Origin of the sequence: Nostoc sp. UHCC 0870, from assembly GCF_022063185.1 — a bacterium.
GTDB lineage: Bacteria > Cyanobacteriota > Cyanobacteriia > Cyanobacteriales > Nostocaceae > Trichormus.
Genome location: NZ_CP091913.1, coordinates 5,264,327 through 5,279,395, shown reverse-complemented (window position 1 = coordinate 5,279,395; position 15,069 = coordinate 5,264,327). Strand labels below are relative to the sequence as shown.

The window sequence follows — 15,069 nt, the reverse complement described above, 5'->3', positions numbered from 1 at the left end:
ACGACAAAAAGCTGGCTTTATTCAGTGATTAAACACTTCATCAAACCAGCTTTTGACGTTTCTGAGTTTTTAGTGCTGAGTTAAATATATACTACCGCAAAAAGTGTTGAACGCACCCCATCTAAATCAAAGATTATAGATGGTGATTCATTCGCTAAAAATAGCGTTACCAGAAAAACTGGCGTTCTCAGTGTGTCGTTGGAACTTTTGCCTACGGACACTCTAGTAAAAAATTAGTAATAATAGCAACAAAACTAGTAATTACTAATATAAAAATGGTCGTGTCTCCAGGCTTTGCCTTTTACCGTACCAACTGTATTTTACCATGTACCTTGGGTTTCGCTTACCCTACCTATAACGCAGTTTAGGTAGGGACTGCGCTCAACATTTTTGTTCAAAATTCTACCTTGTCTACCTTCCTCTGCTCCCCTGTCCCCTGTCCCCTGTCACCTGTCCCCTATCACCTGTCCCCAGTCCCCAGTCCCCAGTCACCTGTCACCTGTCCCCTATCCCCAGTCCCCTATCTAAACCGATAACCAATCCCACCATTAATACTGACAGCAGACGCGGGGCTATTTTGGTAAGCACGCAATCCTACTTTGGCGTTGGTGTAAACCAGGAAGTTGTTAGCCACTTCAGATTCAATCCCCGCACCTACGACAACAGCATCTCTATTTCCCAAGGGAGTAGGTGAGCCATTTTTTTCTACGAAGGAATAACCACCAGTTACAAAGGCATTAGTGCGATTAGCAATAGGTACATCAAAGGAAAGTTCTGGAATAATTGCACTCGTTTTATCATTCCAAAGTACGTTACCGCGTGCTGAGAATGGTGTATTGCCTAGTTTGACGCGTCCTGTAAGATTACCGCCAAAGTTAGGAGCATCGTTAGTTTGTCCACCTTCGGTAACACCTGCGGCGACACCAGCACCGACATAACTAGCATCAGTACCTTTTTTAGTTTCAGCCGCAGCTTGACCAGAATTAATTACAAAAGCGGTCATAATTACGGAAGACAATGCAGAGATTGTCACTAGAGACTTGAGTATATTTTTCATAATCTTGAGCAAATTGTTTATTTCTTACATTTATTTTTAAAGTCGAAAGATATGTCAAATATGTTCCAGACATTTTTACGAATTTCTGTATTAAAAATAGGTAATATGCACTTTTAAAACTGGCACAAGCTGAAGGGAAAAACAGGTTGACAGGAAAAAATTAGGTTTAAACCCGTACTTCTATCCGTTCCCTGCGGGACGCTGCGCGAATGTGGGTGGCTGTATTTAATTTTGAATTTTGAATTTTGAATTGATTCATTCAATCCTGTTTTTTGATTATTTATATAGAAAGAATAAATAAGCTGTAGCAGTTACTTCAATCATCTCTACAGGAAATCTATAAAGTTAATTTTGAGTAGTTTGCATGGAGATTTAATAAATGCTAACCGCTACAAAAACGTTATCTGGTTTGATGGGTTTGTGTGTCGGTGATGCGTTGGGTGTGCCGGTGGAGTTCACTAGCCGCGCTGACTTAGCTCAATCTCCAGTCACAAAGATGCTGGGTTATGGGACATGGAATCAACCCCCAGGAACATGGTCTGATGATAGTTCACTGACATTTTGTTTAGCGGAGAGTCTGTGTAGGGGCTATTCTATAGATGCGATCGCAGATTCTTTTTGCCGTTGGTATAGAGCAGCTTACTGGACACCCCGTGGCGAAGTCTTTGGTATTGGTGAAAGCACTTACGCCGTGATTATGCGTCTCAAGCAGGGAGTTCCACCTCTGGAGGCTGGGGGAACTAGTGAAATGAGCAATGGTAATGGTTCTTTGATGAGAATTTTACCAATGGCTTACTGTCATCGAAGTTTAGCTTTACAGGAGTTGATTACCAGAGTACATCAAGTTTCTAGTATTACCCATGCTCATCTGCGATCGCAAATGGCCTGCGGTATTTATATTAGTATTGCCGTGGAACTGCTCAAAGGTGCTAATCCCCAAACAGCCTATTTAAAAGGATTAGAAAACATCCAAACGGTTTATGCAGCAGATGAATATCTTCCAGAAATGCCTTATTTTCAGCGCATCTTCCGGGGTGAAATTGCCAAGTTACCAATAGCAGAGATTAATTCTGGTGGCTATGTAATTGATACACTAGAAGCCTCCCTCTGGTGCTTGTTAAATAGTTCCACTTATGCAGAGGCGGTACTAAAAGCTGTCAACTTAGGAAGACATACCGATACAACGGCGGCGGTGACAGGGGGTTTAGCTGGTATTTATTATGGGGTGGAAGGTATACCCCAACAATGGTATAACCAAATTGCTCGCAAACAAGACATTATCAACTTAGCTACGCGCTTTGCGGCGGCTGTTGACTAACAACTGTAGAATGATTAGCGATCGCTTCTATAGGAAATATGCTGAGAACCCCGTCCTTTCAAGGCGGGGATGAAAGCTAGCCGCAGGTTAAGAAGTGCCATGTATTGGTAATAAACTTACTCACGACGAAAGACAAACAGATTACTCGTCGCACCTCTCCCCACCCTGATTTCTTCATCTAAATATGAGGTTATCCATACAGCCTCTTTTCGCAAAAATTCTAATACCGGGATTTTCAATAGCGGTAAACTCCAGCCAGATATCCCCAAGGGTTTGATAGCTTGCACAGCAAAGGAATAAAAACTCACCTTTGCTACCTGCTCATCATCACCCCAAGTCCAAACTCCATCAGCCGACAGCTGCCAGTTTCCTAATAGGGGTAATTCAAACTCAGCACTATTAGTAGCAGAAATTTTCCCGTTATCGCCTGTAACTAAGCTTTGCCAAACTCCAGTGATTTTGATTCCTCCCCAAACATCTGTAATTGATGCCAAGGGACGAGTAACAACAGTTCCGCGAGAAGCATACACCAACTGCCAGTTACCAGTTAAATCAGCCCGGTGATTTACACTCAGGGGATTGGCGATGGGATTGATATTCTCTAATTTCTGCACTATTTCATCAATCTTGGGTTCTGATGAGGGAAACAAGGCTTGCTGTAAATCTAAGACTTCTATTCGCTGCAATAGTTCATTTTTCAAGGATATTCTCGCAGTATCATTGCCAATCATTTTTTGATACCTCTCCTTGATAAGTAATATTTATTAACGTCATCAGCCTTTTATTGTCAAGCCAGGTTGACACTTCGTAACAATTTTGTTAAATTTATTTACATAAGTTAATAAAACACAGAAAAAATTATGTATACCACCATTAACGAAAACGGCATCCTTAATAACTACGCAAACGAACCTAAAATGTACTACGCTGCTTACCCCAACAAAGAGCAACAACGCAGCTACGCATTGCAAGCCGCATACGCTACATTGCTTGTTACTACTTTAGTTTTGGTTGCTTTGGGCGTTAGCTAAAATTTTTAACTTCGGTTTAACTTTCTCATCTTCATTCGGACTTCTCTAAATCACCCCAGTTGCAAGGCTGGGGTTTTTTGTTATGAATAGGACTTACGCAGTGATACGAAGAATCAAGGGTTTGGGCGAGGGTATAGGGGTATAGGGGTGTGGGGGTGTAGGTGTTCAAAACCCTTACACCCCTACACCCTCATACCCTTACACCCCTTCTTCACAAATAACCTCTGTGCGTAAGTCCTGATGAATACTCATAAATTTCTAAAGGCAAGTTATCAGGGTCTTTAAAGAATGTAAATTTTCTGCCTGTAATCTCATCAACTCTGATATTTTCTACTTCTAGATCATGCAATTTTAAATAATCAACAGTCTCTTCTATATCCTCAACAGCAAAAGCTAAATGTCTTAAACCACAAGCCTCTGGATTACCGACTCTTTGGGGAGGGTTAGGAAAAGAAAATAATTCTATTTGGGTAGTTTCGTTAATCTGCAAATCTAATTTATAGGAATTTCTGGCAGCACGAAAAGTCTCTTGAATAATTGCGAAACCTAGAACATTTACATAAAATTTCTTTGAGCGTTCGTAGTCTGAACAAATAATAGCTATGTGATGAATGCCAGTAGTTTTCATGGGTTCAAGAACTCTGTAAAATTGTTTTGGAGGCAATGCGAGTTTTCTTGAGGTCTGCATCTGAGAGTTCTTGCCCAGATTGTAGGCGGGTAGCGGAAGTTTGTAAAACCGTGGCTGCGTTCTGATCACCGATTTGTAAAGCAGTTTTAGCAGCAGTTTGTAACATTGTCGCCGCACCAGAGCGATCGCCTTGTTGTAATTTAGTCTCAGCTAACTGAGTTTGGCGATATTTAGCTAAAGCCAAAATCGACTGATGCACTTGGGAATTGAAATCTGGTTGATATACCTCTAAAACGTTGGCATACACTGGACAAATAGGCGACAGTAACCCCTCTTGCTCCAAAGATGGGTCATCGTAGCGGATCTGTATGTTACCAATTACCTGTTCTCCTGGGGGTAACTTGCCTAAGTACAAATTAGCCAAAACCACCCGTTCCACGTCTTTCATTAAATCTCCCAAACGCACAGCAAAACTACCATCATTTGTTTCTACGGGTAACTCAATAATATCTGGGGAAATTTGGGCAATGGGTTTGAGTTCTGCTAATCTGACATGGGGTGTCAGAGACAGCAGCAGGTAAGCGTTGGTTAACCCCACCGACTGCACCCGCGTAAATAGGCGATTAAATTGATGAGTGGCTTGTTCTGGTCGCTCAATATGGGAGAGAGTCCCGCCACCAGCATCAGCAATTTTTTCGAGTAAATCGTGATTCCAGTTATTACCAAATCCCAGAGTGTTGATAGTCAGGTTGATTTTTGCGGCTTTTTTAGCGAGTTCCAGACACAGCTTACCGTCATCAGTACCAAATTCCCACTTCCAAATTTTCAGACTGCTTTCACCATGACCATCGGTTAGGAGAAACGCTTGGGAAACAGCACCTCTTGTCCCCTTCATTAATTCTGTAATTCCCAGCTGCAAACCCTCAGAAATCGACGTACCACCACTAGCGGCTAGTTTCTTTCTAATTTGAGATTTGATATTTTCGGGGTTGAGAACTAGTTGGTTAGGGATAATGACCGTAGCAGAACCCGCAAAAGCGACAACAGAAATGCGATCGCCAGGCTCTAGTCTATCTAATAATCGCTCTACAGCCTGAATCACTGTTTTCAGAGGCTGACCGTGCATAGAACCACTTTGATCTAGAATTAAGCATAAATTTAGGGGTAAATTATGCTCAAACTGCTCGGCGATGGCAGAAACGGAAATTGCCAATTGACGCTGGCTATTGAGTTGAGCCGCATCAATATTGTGATCACTTAAGGCTGAGAGCAATTGGACTTTCATTGAGGAGGGGTATCTTGCAACACAGTTTTCGAGACAATCCTAGTTTTCTTGCGATCGCTTTCTGATAAATCTTGACCAGCTTGGAGTTGAGTTGCTGAGGTTTGTAAAACTGTCGCCGCGCCTGTATCACCCATTTGCAGAGCAGTTTTCGCCGCAGTTTGTAACATAGTAGCCGCACCAGAGCGATCGCCTTGCTGTAATTTGGCTTCTGCTAATTGGGTTTGACGATATTTAGCTAAAGCCAAAATCGATTGTTGCACCTGGGGATTGGTTTCTGGTTGGTAGACCTTAACCACATTGGCATAAACGGGGATATTCGGTGTGAATATCCCGGCTTGATTTTGAAACGGGTTATCATACCTGACTTGCACATTAGCTATGGGTTGTTTACCTTCTGGTAACTGTCCCAAATAAATATTCGCCAAAATTACCCTTTCTACATCCTTCATCAAATCTCCCAAGCGGACAGCAAAGCGGCCATCAGTTTCTTGTTGCAAGGGTAACTCAATTGTGTCTGGGGCAACTTGGGCAATGGGTTTGAGTTCTGCTAACCTGACATTGGGCATCAGGGAGAATAAAAGATAAGCATTAGTCAAGCCTACAGTTTGAATCCGCGTGAACAAACGGCCAAACTCATCCACCGCTTGGTCTGGTTTTTGAATATAAGATAAAGCACCTAAACCCGCATCAGCGATTTTTTCTAAAATATCTTGATTCCAGTTGTCGCCAAACCCCAGAGTATTTAGAGTCAAGTTATAACCAGCAGCCAACTGAGCAAATTTTAAACAGCGATTATTATCACCATGTTCATTTTCCCCATCGGTTAACAAAAACGCCTGGGAAATTGTGTCTTTCTTCCCCTTGGCTAACTCCTCAATTCCCAAGCGCAAACCTTCATCTATGGCTGTACCGCCATCCGCCGAGAGACGGTTGATTTGTTTTTTGATTTGTTCTGGGTCTGCAATCACTTGATTAGGTATTAAGACCTTAGCACGGTGATCGAAGGCTACCACACTCAGGCGATCGCCCACATTCAATCTATCCACCAGACGATTCGCCGCTTGTTTGACAATTTCTAGCGGTCGTCCATTCATCGAACCGCTATGGTCAAGAATTAAGCATAAATTCAGAGGAACAGTACGATCTTGAGGTTCTGCACCGGCTGAAATGGAAATCGCCAACTGACGCTGACTACTGATTTGGTTAGCGTCCAGATTGGCATCATTGAGGGTAGGCTGCAAATTAACTTTCATAAAAAAAATCGGTAAGTTGGAAACGAGCGGGTCTTTAGACCTGAGAGGAAAACGACTCGTGCGGTTTTAACCGCCTTAAATAATTAGAAACATTATCGCCTTGGGGTTACTCTGCTTGGTGTGCTGTTGTAATGCACTTTCAACGGGACAATTACCGATCAAACTTTTCACCCTGTACGCATAATGTTTTGCTCAATAGAGCCTTCCCTTGCGGGAGTAAAGTTAGCCTAGTCAATGTTTTAAGAGCTTGTTAGGCTTGCAACACTGTTCCAGTGACCTTAGAACTGTTTAATCACAAGCGACAGAGCAGGGGACTGGCTGCGTATCCCAGGGTGTCGTGACTCAAAAAACGTAGTCAAGTTTTGACTTAGACGGGTCAGTACAGCTTGCTTGATTTCTCTTACAAGCTCAGTCCCTTTAGGCCTGGGTTACTGACAACCCAAAATTTCCAGGATAATTAACAAACATGGGTAAGGGAACTTGTCTTACATATTCTTGAATAACTTCAAATCATTACACTAGTGCTACGGAAAACTTAATTAAAGCAATCCATTAATATATTGTCAGATAATATATTCAGAATATCTTAGAAGCCACCCATTGGCAGATGCCCAGCTGTCTTGCTAATTAGCGAGAAAACCGCACTTGAAGATAGCGAGCATCGCGCTAGGATGTATTACAGTTAACGGCACAATATCAGGCGATCAGTTGCTATGGAAACTTCCCCCGTCAAGGCTGTTCAAGCCCCTTACTACGGCGACAGCTCCTACAGAACACCACCACCAGATTTAGCCTCCCTACTACTGAAGGAGCGAATTGTCTATCTGGGGAGTCCCCTGGTTTCAGCAGATGAATATAAACGTCAAATGGGGGTTGACGTAACAAAGTTGATTATTGCTCAGTTACTCTATCTGAAATTTGACAATCCAGACAAGCCAATTTTCTTTTATATCAATTCAACTGGTACATCCTGGTATACAGGGGATGCGATTGGCTATGAAACGGAAGCGTTTGCCATCTGCGACACCATAGAGTATATCAAAACCCCCGTACATACAATTTGCATAGGTCAGGCAATTGGCACAGCCGCACTGATTCTATCAGCCGGAACTAAAGGCTATCGAGCTAGTTTGCCTCATGCGACCATTGTACTTAATCAACCTCGCAGTGGTACACGGGGACAAGCAACAGATATTCAAATTTATGCGAAGGAAGTTTTAGCAAACAAGGCCACTATCCTAGATATTTTCTCCAAGAATAGTGGACAGACTCCTGAAAAAATTGCTAAAGACACTGAGCGGATGTTCTATTTGACTCCTCAAGAAGCGAAAGAGTATGGGCTAATTGATATCGTCCTAGAAAGTATGAAGGATCTGCCCAAGGCTATACCAGTCCTGACTTAAATTGCTTCTAATCATTCCTAATCTTTTCCTATTATCCCTATGCCTGTTGATTCAGAACTTCGCGTTCCTTATAACATTCCTGCTAGTAATTCCTGGCAATGGGTTACTATTGGTCAGCGCATGGCTCAGGAGCGAATTCTCTTCTTAAATCAGCCATTCACTACGTCTTTGGCAAATTCCCTCATTTCTACAATCCTGTATCTAGAATCAGAGGATCAGAGCAAACCAATCTACCTTTACATCAATTCCCTGGGTGATCCTGTCCTAGATGGCAGCATAAATGAAGCATCTGGAATGATGTCAATTAAAGCTTGTTTGGCAATTTATGACACAATGCAGTATATCAAGTCAGAAATTGTCACGATCTGTTTCGGTCAAGCAGTTGGCATGGCAGCCTTGATTCTATCATCTGGAGCGAAAGGAAAACGGGTGAGTTTACCTCACGCCAATATCGCACTTACTCAGTTCCGGGTCGGAACGCAAGGCCAAGCAACAGATATTCAAGTTAATGCGGAAGAAGTATTAAAGAAAAGAGCCGTAATTCTTGATATTTTCTCCCAAAATACGGGACAATCAACTCAAAAAATTGCGAAAGATAGTGAACGTATTTTCTATATGACTCCCCAGGAAGCCAAAGAATACGGGTTAATTGATCGGGTTTTGGAAAGTACCAAACAGTTGGAAAATTCTATTCTGGCTTGATCTAAATCCTAGACTCTGGTCTCTCAAACTTTACCGAAAATCTACAATTTTATCTTCTAGTCTTTACCCAAATTGTCCTATGCCTATTGGTATTCCCAAAGTTCCTTATCGCCTCCCTGGTAGTAGTTATGAGCAATGGATCGATCTCGAAGATCGTCTATTTCGGGAGCGAATTATTTTTTTGACAGAGGAAGTAGATGACGGTATCGCTAATGCGATCGTTGCTTATTTGCTCTATTTAGATTCTGACGATCAAACCAAACCGATTTATCTGTATATTAATTCCCCTGGTGGATCTGTCACCGCAGGTTTAGCAATTTACGACACGATGCAGTACATCAAATCTGAGGTAGTAACAATTTGTGTCGGTTTAGCAGCTTCGATGGGTTCTTTCTTGTTGGCGACTGGTAGCAAAGGTAAACGCCTAGCATTACCTCATTCCCGAATTATGATTCACCAACCCTCCGGCGGGACTCGTGGACAAGCTACCGATATCGAGATCGAAGCCAGAGAAATTATCCGAATTCGTCACCAGCTAAATCAAATTTATGCTGACAATACTGGTCAAACCCTAGCCAAGATTGAAAAAGACATGGATCGGGACTTTTTCATGTCCGCCCACGAGGCAAAAGAATACGGTTTAATTGACCGTGTGATTGAAGACCGCGTTTAGGATTGAGGGAGCAGAGGAGACTTAAACCAATTCGCAATTCGCAATTCGCAATTCGCAACGATGCTCCCGCCCCGCTCCGCTAACGCAATTACGTGTTGTAACGGGGATTTAAACCCCGCCACAACACTTGCGGCTTGATAGAAGCCGGGGACTTAAACCCCTATACTTTGTTAAAATCAGTGAAGAGTGAAGAGTGAACAGTTACCAGTCAGTTGATAACTGTTCACTCTTCACAGATAACTGTTGAGGACTAATTCCCAAGACTTAACTAAATCTGTCAAATATGAACTATAAAATATAAGATTATTCAATATTATTAAAACTTTCGGTTGGCAGATCATAGCTGATAGCCGAATATTCACCACTAATAGATCAAAATGGATCTTGGAGATTGCTACCGTTTATTGGGTTTAAGGTCGGGAGCTTCTTTTACCGATATTAAAGCCTCTTACCGACGACTGGCGCATCAATATCACCCGGATATCAACCCCGGTGATAAAAAAGCTCAGGATAAATTTATTGCCTTGACTGAGGCATACAGATTTTTATTGACTGTCGTCCCACCAGAGGAGACAAACCCACAGACAAAGCAGTCGCCTACTTCTACATCTAAACGCGAAGAGACGAAAACCACCCAGCCACAAAAAACAACTACAGCCACCGCAACAACTGAGAAACCACCGACCACCCAACCGCCGAACATTGTAGAAATCGAACAACGGCTAAAGTGGAAGACATACGAACAACTGCAAAGATTCTTGAGAGAGAGGAGATTTCCCCAAGCGATCGCCTTAGCAGAAGCCTTAGCCGCACGTTTACCCAAAGACGCAGAAGTGAGACAATGGCAGGCGATCGCCTATCAAATTTGGGGACGCGCCCTGATTAATGAAAACCAACTACTAAAAGCCAGAGTTTATCTCAAAAAAGCCTTAAAAACCGACCCCCATAATAAAACCTTATGGGAAGAAATACAGCGCGACTTCCAAAAGTTAGATCAGATTTTTTAGAAAAAGTCAATAGGCATTGGGCATTAGCTGTCACCTATCACCTATCACCTGTCACCTATCACCTATCACCTTTCCGCGTGAATGTAGTCTACAAAGTAAAATTTTGGAGTTAGCCAGAATTTTAGCCAAGCATAAGCAACAAGACCTAAAACTCCGCTAATTACTAGAGGTAAACCTAACTTCAGTCTGAGGCTGTCTGGAAGGATGGCAGCCGCAGCCACAGTAATGGCAAAATATGCCAGGAGGATGATTTGCGATCGCTCAATATTCTTCAAAGCATTACGGCAACTACTACAATGCTGGGTATGTTGTTTGTAACGATCTAATACCACAGCGCGATCGGCATTGATGGTTGAGCTTTCTGCAACATTGATACCAACTTCTGCCCAAGGTAATTTTCCCTGACAATACTTATCAAACCATCTACGAAACTCAATTACTAAACGGTCTGCACTAGTAGGCATTTGGTAGGCTGTTTTCCAGCTTTCCGTTAATTGTTTTTGTTGGAGAATCTGTTCTTGTTGAAGTAATAGAACCATATCTCCATCTAAAACAGGATTACGGTTGTTGATGTGATCCCACCAACGGGGTGTAAAACGATGGAGTTTTTTGGCAAAATTACGGCTAAATTGTGCCACGATTCGAGATTTACCGGGAGATACAGGAATACAGTAAGTAATCAATCCTACTTGTTTTCCAGCATCACCGAAACTGATAGCATACTCTAAACGACAAGGTGGCTCGAAAATAATTGTGCTTTTCAAGTTTCTACTCACATTGACTTCAATCAAATCTGGTGTAGATTGCACAATGTCGATAGGAATTGGTTTTGCTTGTTCTCGCCTACCCTGCACGCCATGATGAGAAAAAGGCACATGACTAGGATCGGCGACATTTTCTACTAAAGTTTGCCAATCATATGCCAAATCACGGACAAAAGAACTCCAAACAAAACCTTTACTAGCATCTATCTGAGGTGACAAAGGTAAAGGTGTTTGATCAGCTAATTCTGTTGATTTAGCATCCGGCCAGACCCAGAGTAAATCATTCGCTTGCCGAACTGGTAAAGTCGTAACACAAAAATTATCTTGATTCTTAGTCACAATTTCTGGATTCTCAGCTTGGGGAATGTGAGTACAAACCCCTTGAGTATCAAATTGCCAACCGTGATAACTACACATCAAATTCCCTGTCTTGTCGTCAACTCGTCCTTCACTTAAAGGTGCAAGACGGTGGGGACATTGATCTAAAAATACTCGGTAAGTTTCCGAAGATTGAGGCTTCCAGATGACTAGACGCAACCCTAACAGTGTTATAGGAGTTGGTCGTTGAGGATCGATATCTTCAATGGGTGATACTGGATACCAATGCTGAAAAAAGTTGAATTCGGGTTGCATTTTGCTCAAAAATTAAATAAATTTTAAATAAAGTGTATATAACGACCGTTAAAACAAAAAGTTAGGGTTTTTGTTAGTGATAGTCAACAGTAAACCTCAAATAATCGCCCAAACGTTAGAAACCTTGTCAATCTAGTCTACGTCCTTAACAAGGCTCGTACCGTAAAACCCCGGACGATAAAATTATATGTGCAATTCTGCCATCACCATCACCGTCAAATTATTTGCTGTCTATCAAGAAACCTATGGAGTACCAGAGCTAGTGTTAGATTTTCCTTATGGTACACCTGTTAGCGCAGTGTGCGATCGCCTGATTACCGAACACCCAAAACTCAGCCAATGGCGCGATGTTACCCGCTTTGGGATTAATTTGATTTTTGTCGAACCCGATACAGTCTTAAAAAATGGTGATGAAGTGGTGTTAATTCCACCCGTTAGCGGTGGTTAGGCTAGAGGTGACAGGTAACAGGTGACAGGTGACAGGGAAAACTAATGCCCAACTTTTACTTTACTTTAGCTCTAAAGCGTACAAAGCCGTAAGATTCTGGAGGTGTACCGCTACCAGTTGCAAAGGGTAGCACGGGTAAAATCAGAGTGCGGGTGATTTCTACAACTATAGCCCCATTGGTGTTGCTACTAGAGCAGAAGTTGGGTGTATTGGGGTCATTGGCTGGGTAAAAAGTGCCGCGATCGCTATCTGCTACATTACTAAAATATACTGTAGGTTCAGTAGAACCCACTGCCATTGCAATCCCTTGATCAGCCCCAGCTAAACCACTATCATTGGGCGTTTGATTATTAAAAGCAGCAGGGAGAAAGGTGACATTACTAGGCACTAAATCACACAATTTCACATTTACCGCATTATTTTCACCATTAGACAAGAAATAGATAGTGTACTCTAATTCATCTCCTGGCTTGACAATATCAGTATGAATTAAACCCTGTAAATAACCATTCGGCCATTTGGCATCATCATCATCAATATCCCGTGGCGTAGCTACATATTGATCATCATCGGGACTGACATCACTACGTCCATTGATAGTATTATCGTAATCTTGGTTGTTAATCCGAGTAATACGTTTGACTAGAATGAGATTAGAGGTTGAACTTGAAGAAATAATATTAGCAACATCAGGGGGGCTAGTATTATTAGTATTATCGCCATCACCACCACCAGATACAGTTGCAGTATTTGTCACAGTAGTAGCCGTAATATCGGCATCAATAGACACATTAATGCTGATATTAGGATAACTACTACCTGCGGCTAAAACATCGCTGCGAGTGCAAGTTACGGTTTGTCCTGAAATTATACAATTCCATCCTGTACCTGAAGCGGCTGTGGGAATAATGCCAGTGGGTAGAGTATCTGTTACTGTCACTTGAGTACCATTAGTAGCGTCACCCCCAGAGTTAGGAACTGTGATTACATAAGTACCTGTACCACCCTTAACAAAATCAGTTGGTGTATGGGTTTTACTAATTGTTAAATCAGGACTAACAATATTGAGAAAATTATTAGCCGCAACACTGGGAAAGAATGTCCATTGATCTAAACCTTTGGTGTCCCCAAACGAGCCATTACATACAGTATTGGCGTTACCTAAGTTACCACTTTGCCCAAAGGCGCGCTGATTGGTGCTAGTGTCAAATCCTGTAATTTGATTACTGAATGTAATAGTGGGTGCGCCCACACCGCAAAGAGGATTATTATTATCAATATCAGCTTGTGTTGCCCCTGTATGGACGATAGTACCATTTTTAGTTCTATATACACGGTCATCATAAAAACCTGTGGTGAGACCAAAACCAGGTAAGTCAGCAGGGTATGAAGCAGGAGGATTAAGTAAAGTGACTGTTGGTCCACCGTAGAAATTATTTTCTGCATCTAATACCGGAAAGTGATATTCCCCAGCATTGATTCTGATAGCGAATTGATAATTTGTCCCCACAGGAAAGAAATTACCAGCATTATCTCTACCATCCCAAGTGGTAGTTTGTGTACCAGATGAGTTCATATAACCCCTAATAACTCTGTTTATGGGGTTTTTCGGGTCAAAATCTGCGCTACCACTACCTTTGATGACAATTTCGTATGACCCTGTAACAGTGCTATTGAAGCTAAAAGTACCACCATTACCGACTTTACTGTTGTTACCAGATAAATTACCTACAAAACTAGCACTACCTACAATGGGAGGAACTGGGGTAGAATTAATACCCACACCCTGGAAAGTCCCAAAGCGGTCATAACGATTAATAAAAGCTAAAGCATTAGGATCAAGCAGATTAAAAAATGTGGGAAATTGCGGACGTGCTAAGGATGCACCACCTTGGATGTTAGATACGTTACCGTTAGTACCAACAACGTTACGGTATAGAGTGGAGATACCATCACTATCAAAAAAACCAGCTTCGTTACCATAAAGAACAAAACCATTGGGGTCTAAACCTCTAATTTCTGTTCTATATCTATAACCGTCTGTGGTGACAGGATAAACAGTTGAATAGACTGGTCTGCCATTATCTGCTGTAAATAATGCTAAATAATAAGAAAATAAACGTCCGTTTAAATCTGTGGTTGAACTGGTACTACTGCGAACAGTTACATCCCAAGCTGCCACACTAGTACGCTGATTACTGTTAAAGTTATTAGCATCAGTCAATGCGATATCCGCAGGTAAGCTGTTTCCACCACCATCTCCGCTACCATTAAACCCCCGTGGACCAAGAATAACTACATCATAAATCCCTTCCGAGGGTGCTTGATAGTAACAAGGTGTATATCCTCCCAGATTGCCTGTACCATTAATATCTTGTGGTCCCGCTAATTCCTGAGTTCTACTAGTAATTTTTCCCCTACCAGTTTGACTAGTACATAGAAAACTAGGTGTACTAGGGACAGTTTCGCTACCTATTGAACCAGTTACTAAGCCAGGATTATAGATATAAATATCACCATTATCAACCCCTACAGCTGTAGAACCAACAAGAATATATTCGTCTTTCTTTGCATAAACTTTTAATAATGTTCTTCTTTTAATTAAGTTACCTGTAGTCTCTGTTCGCCATTCTAAATTAGCTCGATATGCAGTCCCAGGGGAAGAGGCTGGATATAAATTGCGGCTTCCTTCGGCTTGGACGGGTTCGATACCAATAGCTAAGATACCTACAAAAAGAGCCGCACCTGTAGTAAAAGATTTGATATTTGGGATTTTTTTGGGTGTTTTCTGATTAGTTGGACTACGATTCATAATTTTATAGTTTTTAATTGTTAATTGCTATTGGTTATAACCCAGAGTAGAGATT

General features: G+C 41.9%; 14 protein-coding genes. 7 read left to right on the top strand and 7 right to left on the bottom strand.

What is annotated here, in order from left to right; all coding sequences use genetic code 11:
• Positions 1–520 precede the first annotated feature (520 nt).
• Positions 521–1,057, bottom strand: a complete 537-nt coding sequence (locus L6494_RS22330; protein WP_237989937.1) for a porin family protein — start codon at positions 1,055–1,057, stop codon at positions 521–523.
• A 379-nt stretch (positions 1,058–1,436) separates the two neighbouring features.
• Here L6494_RS22330 and L6494_RS22325 point away from each other — a divergent pair, with 379 nt between their 5' ends.
• Positions 1,437–2,375: an ADP-ribosylglycohydrolase family protein gene (locus tag L6494_RS22325; RefSeq protein ID WP_237989936.1), complete on the top strand. Its 939-nt coding sequence runs from the start codon at positions 1,437–1,439 to the stop codon at positions 2,373–2,375.
• A gap of 116 nt (positions 2,376–2,491) precedes the next feature.
• Here the strand turns inward: L6494_RS22325 and L6494_RS22320 are convergent, their stop codons facing one another.
• Positions 2,492–3,106 (bottom strand): PAP/fibrillin family protein, encoded by a 615-nt coding sequence (locus tag L6494_RS22320; protein ID WP_237989935.1) that lies wholly within the window; start codon positions 3,104–3,106, stop codon positions 2,492–2,494.
• A 129-nt stretch (positions 3,107–3,235) separates the two neighbouring features.
• On the opposite strand from L6494_RS22320, the gene psb34 reads away from it, so the two are divergent.
• Positions 3,236–3,406: a photosystem II assembly protein Psb34 gene (gene psb34 / locus L6494_RS22315; RefSeq protein ID WP_237989934.1), complete on the top strand. Its 171-nt coding sequence runs from the start codon at positions 3,236–3,238 to the stop codon at positions 3,404–3,406.
• A gap of 211 nt (positions 3,407–3,617) precedes the next feature.
• Here psb34 and gloA2 read toward each other — a convergent pair whose 3' ends face one another.
• The 3 genes from gloA2 to L6494_RS22300 are packed head-to-tail and all read right to left on the bottom strand — an operon-like array spanning position 3,618 to position 6,572.
• The gene (gene gloA2 / locus L6494_RS22310; protein ID WP_237989933.1) at positions 3,618–4,034 is read right to left on the bottom strand and encodes an SMU1112c/YaeR family gloxylase I-like metalloprotein; all 417 of its coding nucleotides are present in this window, start codon (positions 4,032–4,034) and stop codon (positions 3,618–3,620) included.
• A 4-nt stretch (positions 4,035–4,038) separates the two neighbouring features.
• Positions 4,039–5,319, bottom strand: a complete 1,281-nt coding sequence (locus L6494_RS22305) for a vWA domain-containing protein (protein WP_237989932.1) — start codon at positions 5,317–5,319, stop codon at positions 4,039–4,041.
• Entirely contained in the window at positions 5,316–6,572 is a 1,257-nt protein-coding gene (locus tag L6494_RS22300) for a vWA domain-containing protein (protein ID WP_237989931.1), read from the bottom strand. The genes L6494_RS22305 and L6494_RS22300 overlap by 4 nt, the downstream gene beginning before the upstream one ends.
• A gap of 713 nt (positions 6,573–7,285) precedes the next feature.
• Between L6494_RS22300 and L6494_RS22295 the strand changes: the two genes are divergently transcribed.
• From L6494_RS22295 to L6494_RS22280, 4 genes are all read left to right on the top strand, one after another.
• On the top strand, positions 7,286–7,975 hold the full coding sequence (locus L6494_RS22295) for an ATP-dependent Clp protease proteolytic subunit (RefSeq protein ID WP_237989930.1): 690 nt from the start codon (positions 7,286–7,288) through the stop codon (positions 7,973–7,975).
• A 39-nt stretch (positions 7,976–8,014) separates the two neighbouring features.
• Positions 8,015–8,677, top strand: a complete 663-nt coding sequence (locus L6494_RS22290; protein ID WP_237989929.1) for an ATP-dependent Clp protease proteolytic subunit — start codon at positions 8,015–8,017, stop codon at positions 8,675–8,677.
• Between the two features lie 79 nt (positions 8,678–8,756).
• Positions 8,757–9,350, top strand: a complete 594-nt coding sequence (locus L6494_RS22285; RefSeq protein WP_237989928.1) for an ATP-dependent Clp protease proteolytic subunit — start codon at positions 8,757–8,759, stop codon at positions 9,348–9,350.
• Between the two features lie 377 nt (positions 9,351–9,727).
• The gene (locus L6494_RS22280; protein WP_237989927.1) at positions 9,728–10,357 is read left to right on the top strand and encodes a J domain-containing protein; all 630 of its coding nucleotides are present in this window, start codon (positions 9,728–9,730) and stop codon (positions 10,355–10,357) included.
• A gap of 65 nt (positions 10,358–10,422) precedes the next feature.
• Here the strand turns inward: L6494_RS22280 and L6494_RS22275 are convergent, their stop codons facing one another.
• On the bottom strand, positions 10,423–11,754 hold the full coding sequence (locus tag L6494_RS22275) for an aromatic ring-hydroxylating dioxygenase subunit alpha (protein ID WP_237989926.1): 1,332 nt from the start codon (positions 11,752–11,754) through the stop codon (positions 10,423–10,425).
• A 187-nt stretch (positions 11,755–11,941) separates the two neighbouring features.
• Here L6494_RS22275 and L6494_RS22270 point away from each other — a divergent pair, with 187 nt between their 5' ends.
• Positions 11,942–12,202: a MoaD/ThiS family protein gene (locus L6494_RS22270; RefSeq protein ID WP_237989925.1), complete on the top strand. Its 261-nt coding sequence runs from the start codon at positions 11,942–11,944 to the stop codon at positions 12,200–12,202.
• A 55-nt stretch (positions 12,203–12,257) separates the two neighbouring features.
• Here the strand turns inward: L6494_RS22270 and L6494_RS22265 are convergent, their stop codons facing one another.
• Positions 12,258–15,014, bottom strand: a complete 2,757-nt coding sequence (locus L6494_RS22265; RefSeq protein WP_237989924.1) for a DUF11 domain-containing protein — start codon at positions 15,012–15,014, stop codon at positions 12,258–12,260.
• Positions 15,015–15,069: the final 55 nt, after the last annotated feature.

Coding starts and splice junctions, on each gene's coding strand:
- L6494_RS22330 (WP_237989937.1), bottom strand. CDS start 1,057: ATGAAAAATATACTCAAGTCTCTAGTGACAATCTCTGCATTGTCTTCC.
- L6494_RS22325 (WP_237989936.1), top strand. CDS start 1,437: ATGCTAACCGCTACAAAAACGTTATCTGGTTTGATGGGTTTGTGTGTC.
- L6494_RS22320 (WP_237989935.1), bottom strand. CDS start 3,106: ATGATTGGCAATGATACTGCGAGAATATCCTTGAAAAATGAACTATTG.
- psb34 (WP_237989934.1), top strand. CDS start 3,236: ATGTATACCACCATTAACGAAAACGGCATCCTTAATAACTACGCAAAC.
- gloA2 (WP_237989933.1), bottom strand. CDS start 4,034: ATGAAAACTACTGGCATTCATCACATAGCTATTATTTGTTCAGACTAC.
- L6494_RS22305 (WP_237989932.1), bottom strand. CDS start 5,319: ATGAAAGTCCAATTGCTCTCAGCCTTAAGTGATCACAATATTGATGCG.
- L6494_RS22300 (WP_237989931.1), bottom strand. CDS start 6,572: ATGAAAGTTAATTTGCAGCCTACCCTCAATGATGCCAATCTGGACGCT.
- L6494_RS22295 (WP_237989930.1), top strand. CDS start 7,286: ATGGAAACTTCCCCCGTCAAGGCTGTTCAAGCCCCTTACTACGGCGAC.
- L6494_RS22290 (WP_237989929.1), top strand. CDS start 8,015: ATGCCTGTTGATTCAGAACTTCGCGTTCCTTATAACATTCCTGCTAGT.
- L6494_RS22285 (WP_237989928.1), top strand. CDS start 8,757: ATGCCTATTGGTATTCCCAAAGTTCCTTATCGCCTCCCTGGTAGTAGT.
- L6494_RS22280 (WP_237989927.1), top strand. CDS start 9,728: ATGGATCTTGGAGATTGCTACCGTTTATTGGGTTTAAGGTCGGGAGCT.
- L6494_RS22275 (WP_237989926.1), bottom strand. CDS start 11,754: ATGCAACCCGAATTCAACTTTTTTCAGCATTGGTATCCAGTATCACCC.
- L6494_RS22270 (WP_237989925.1), top strand. CDS start 11,942: ATGTGCAATTCTGCCATCACCATCACCGTCAAATTATTTGCTGTCTAT.
- L6494_RS22265 (WP_237989924.1), bottom strand. CDS start 15,014: ATGAATCGTAGTCCAACTAATCAGAAAACACCCAAAAAAATCCCAAAT.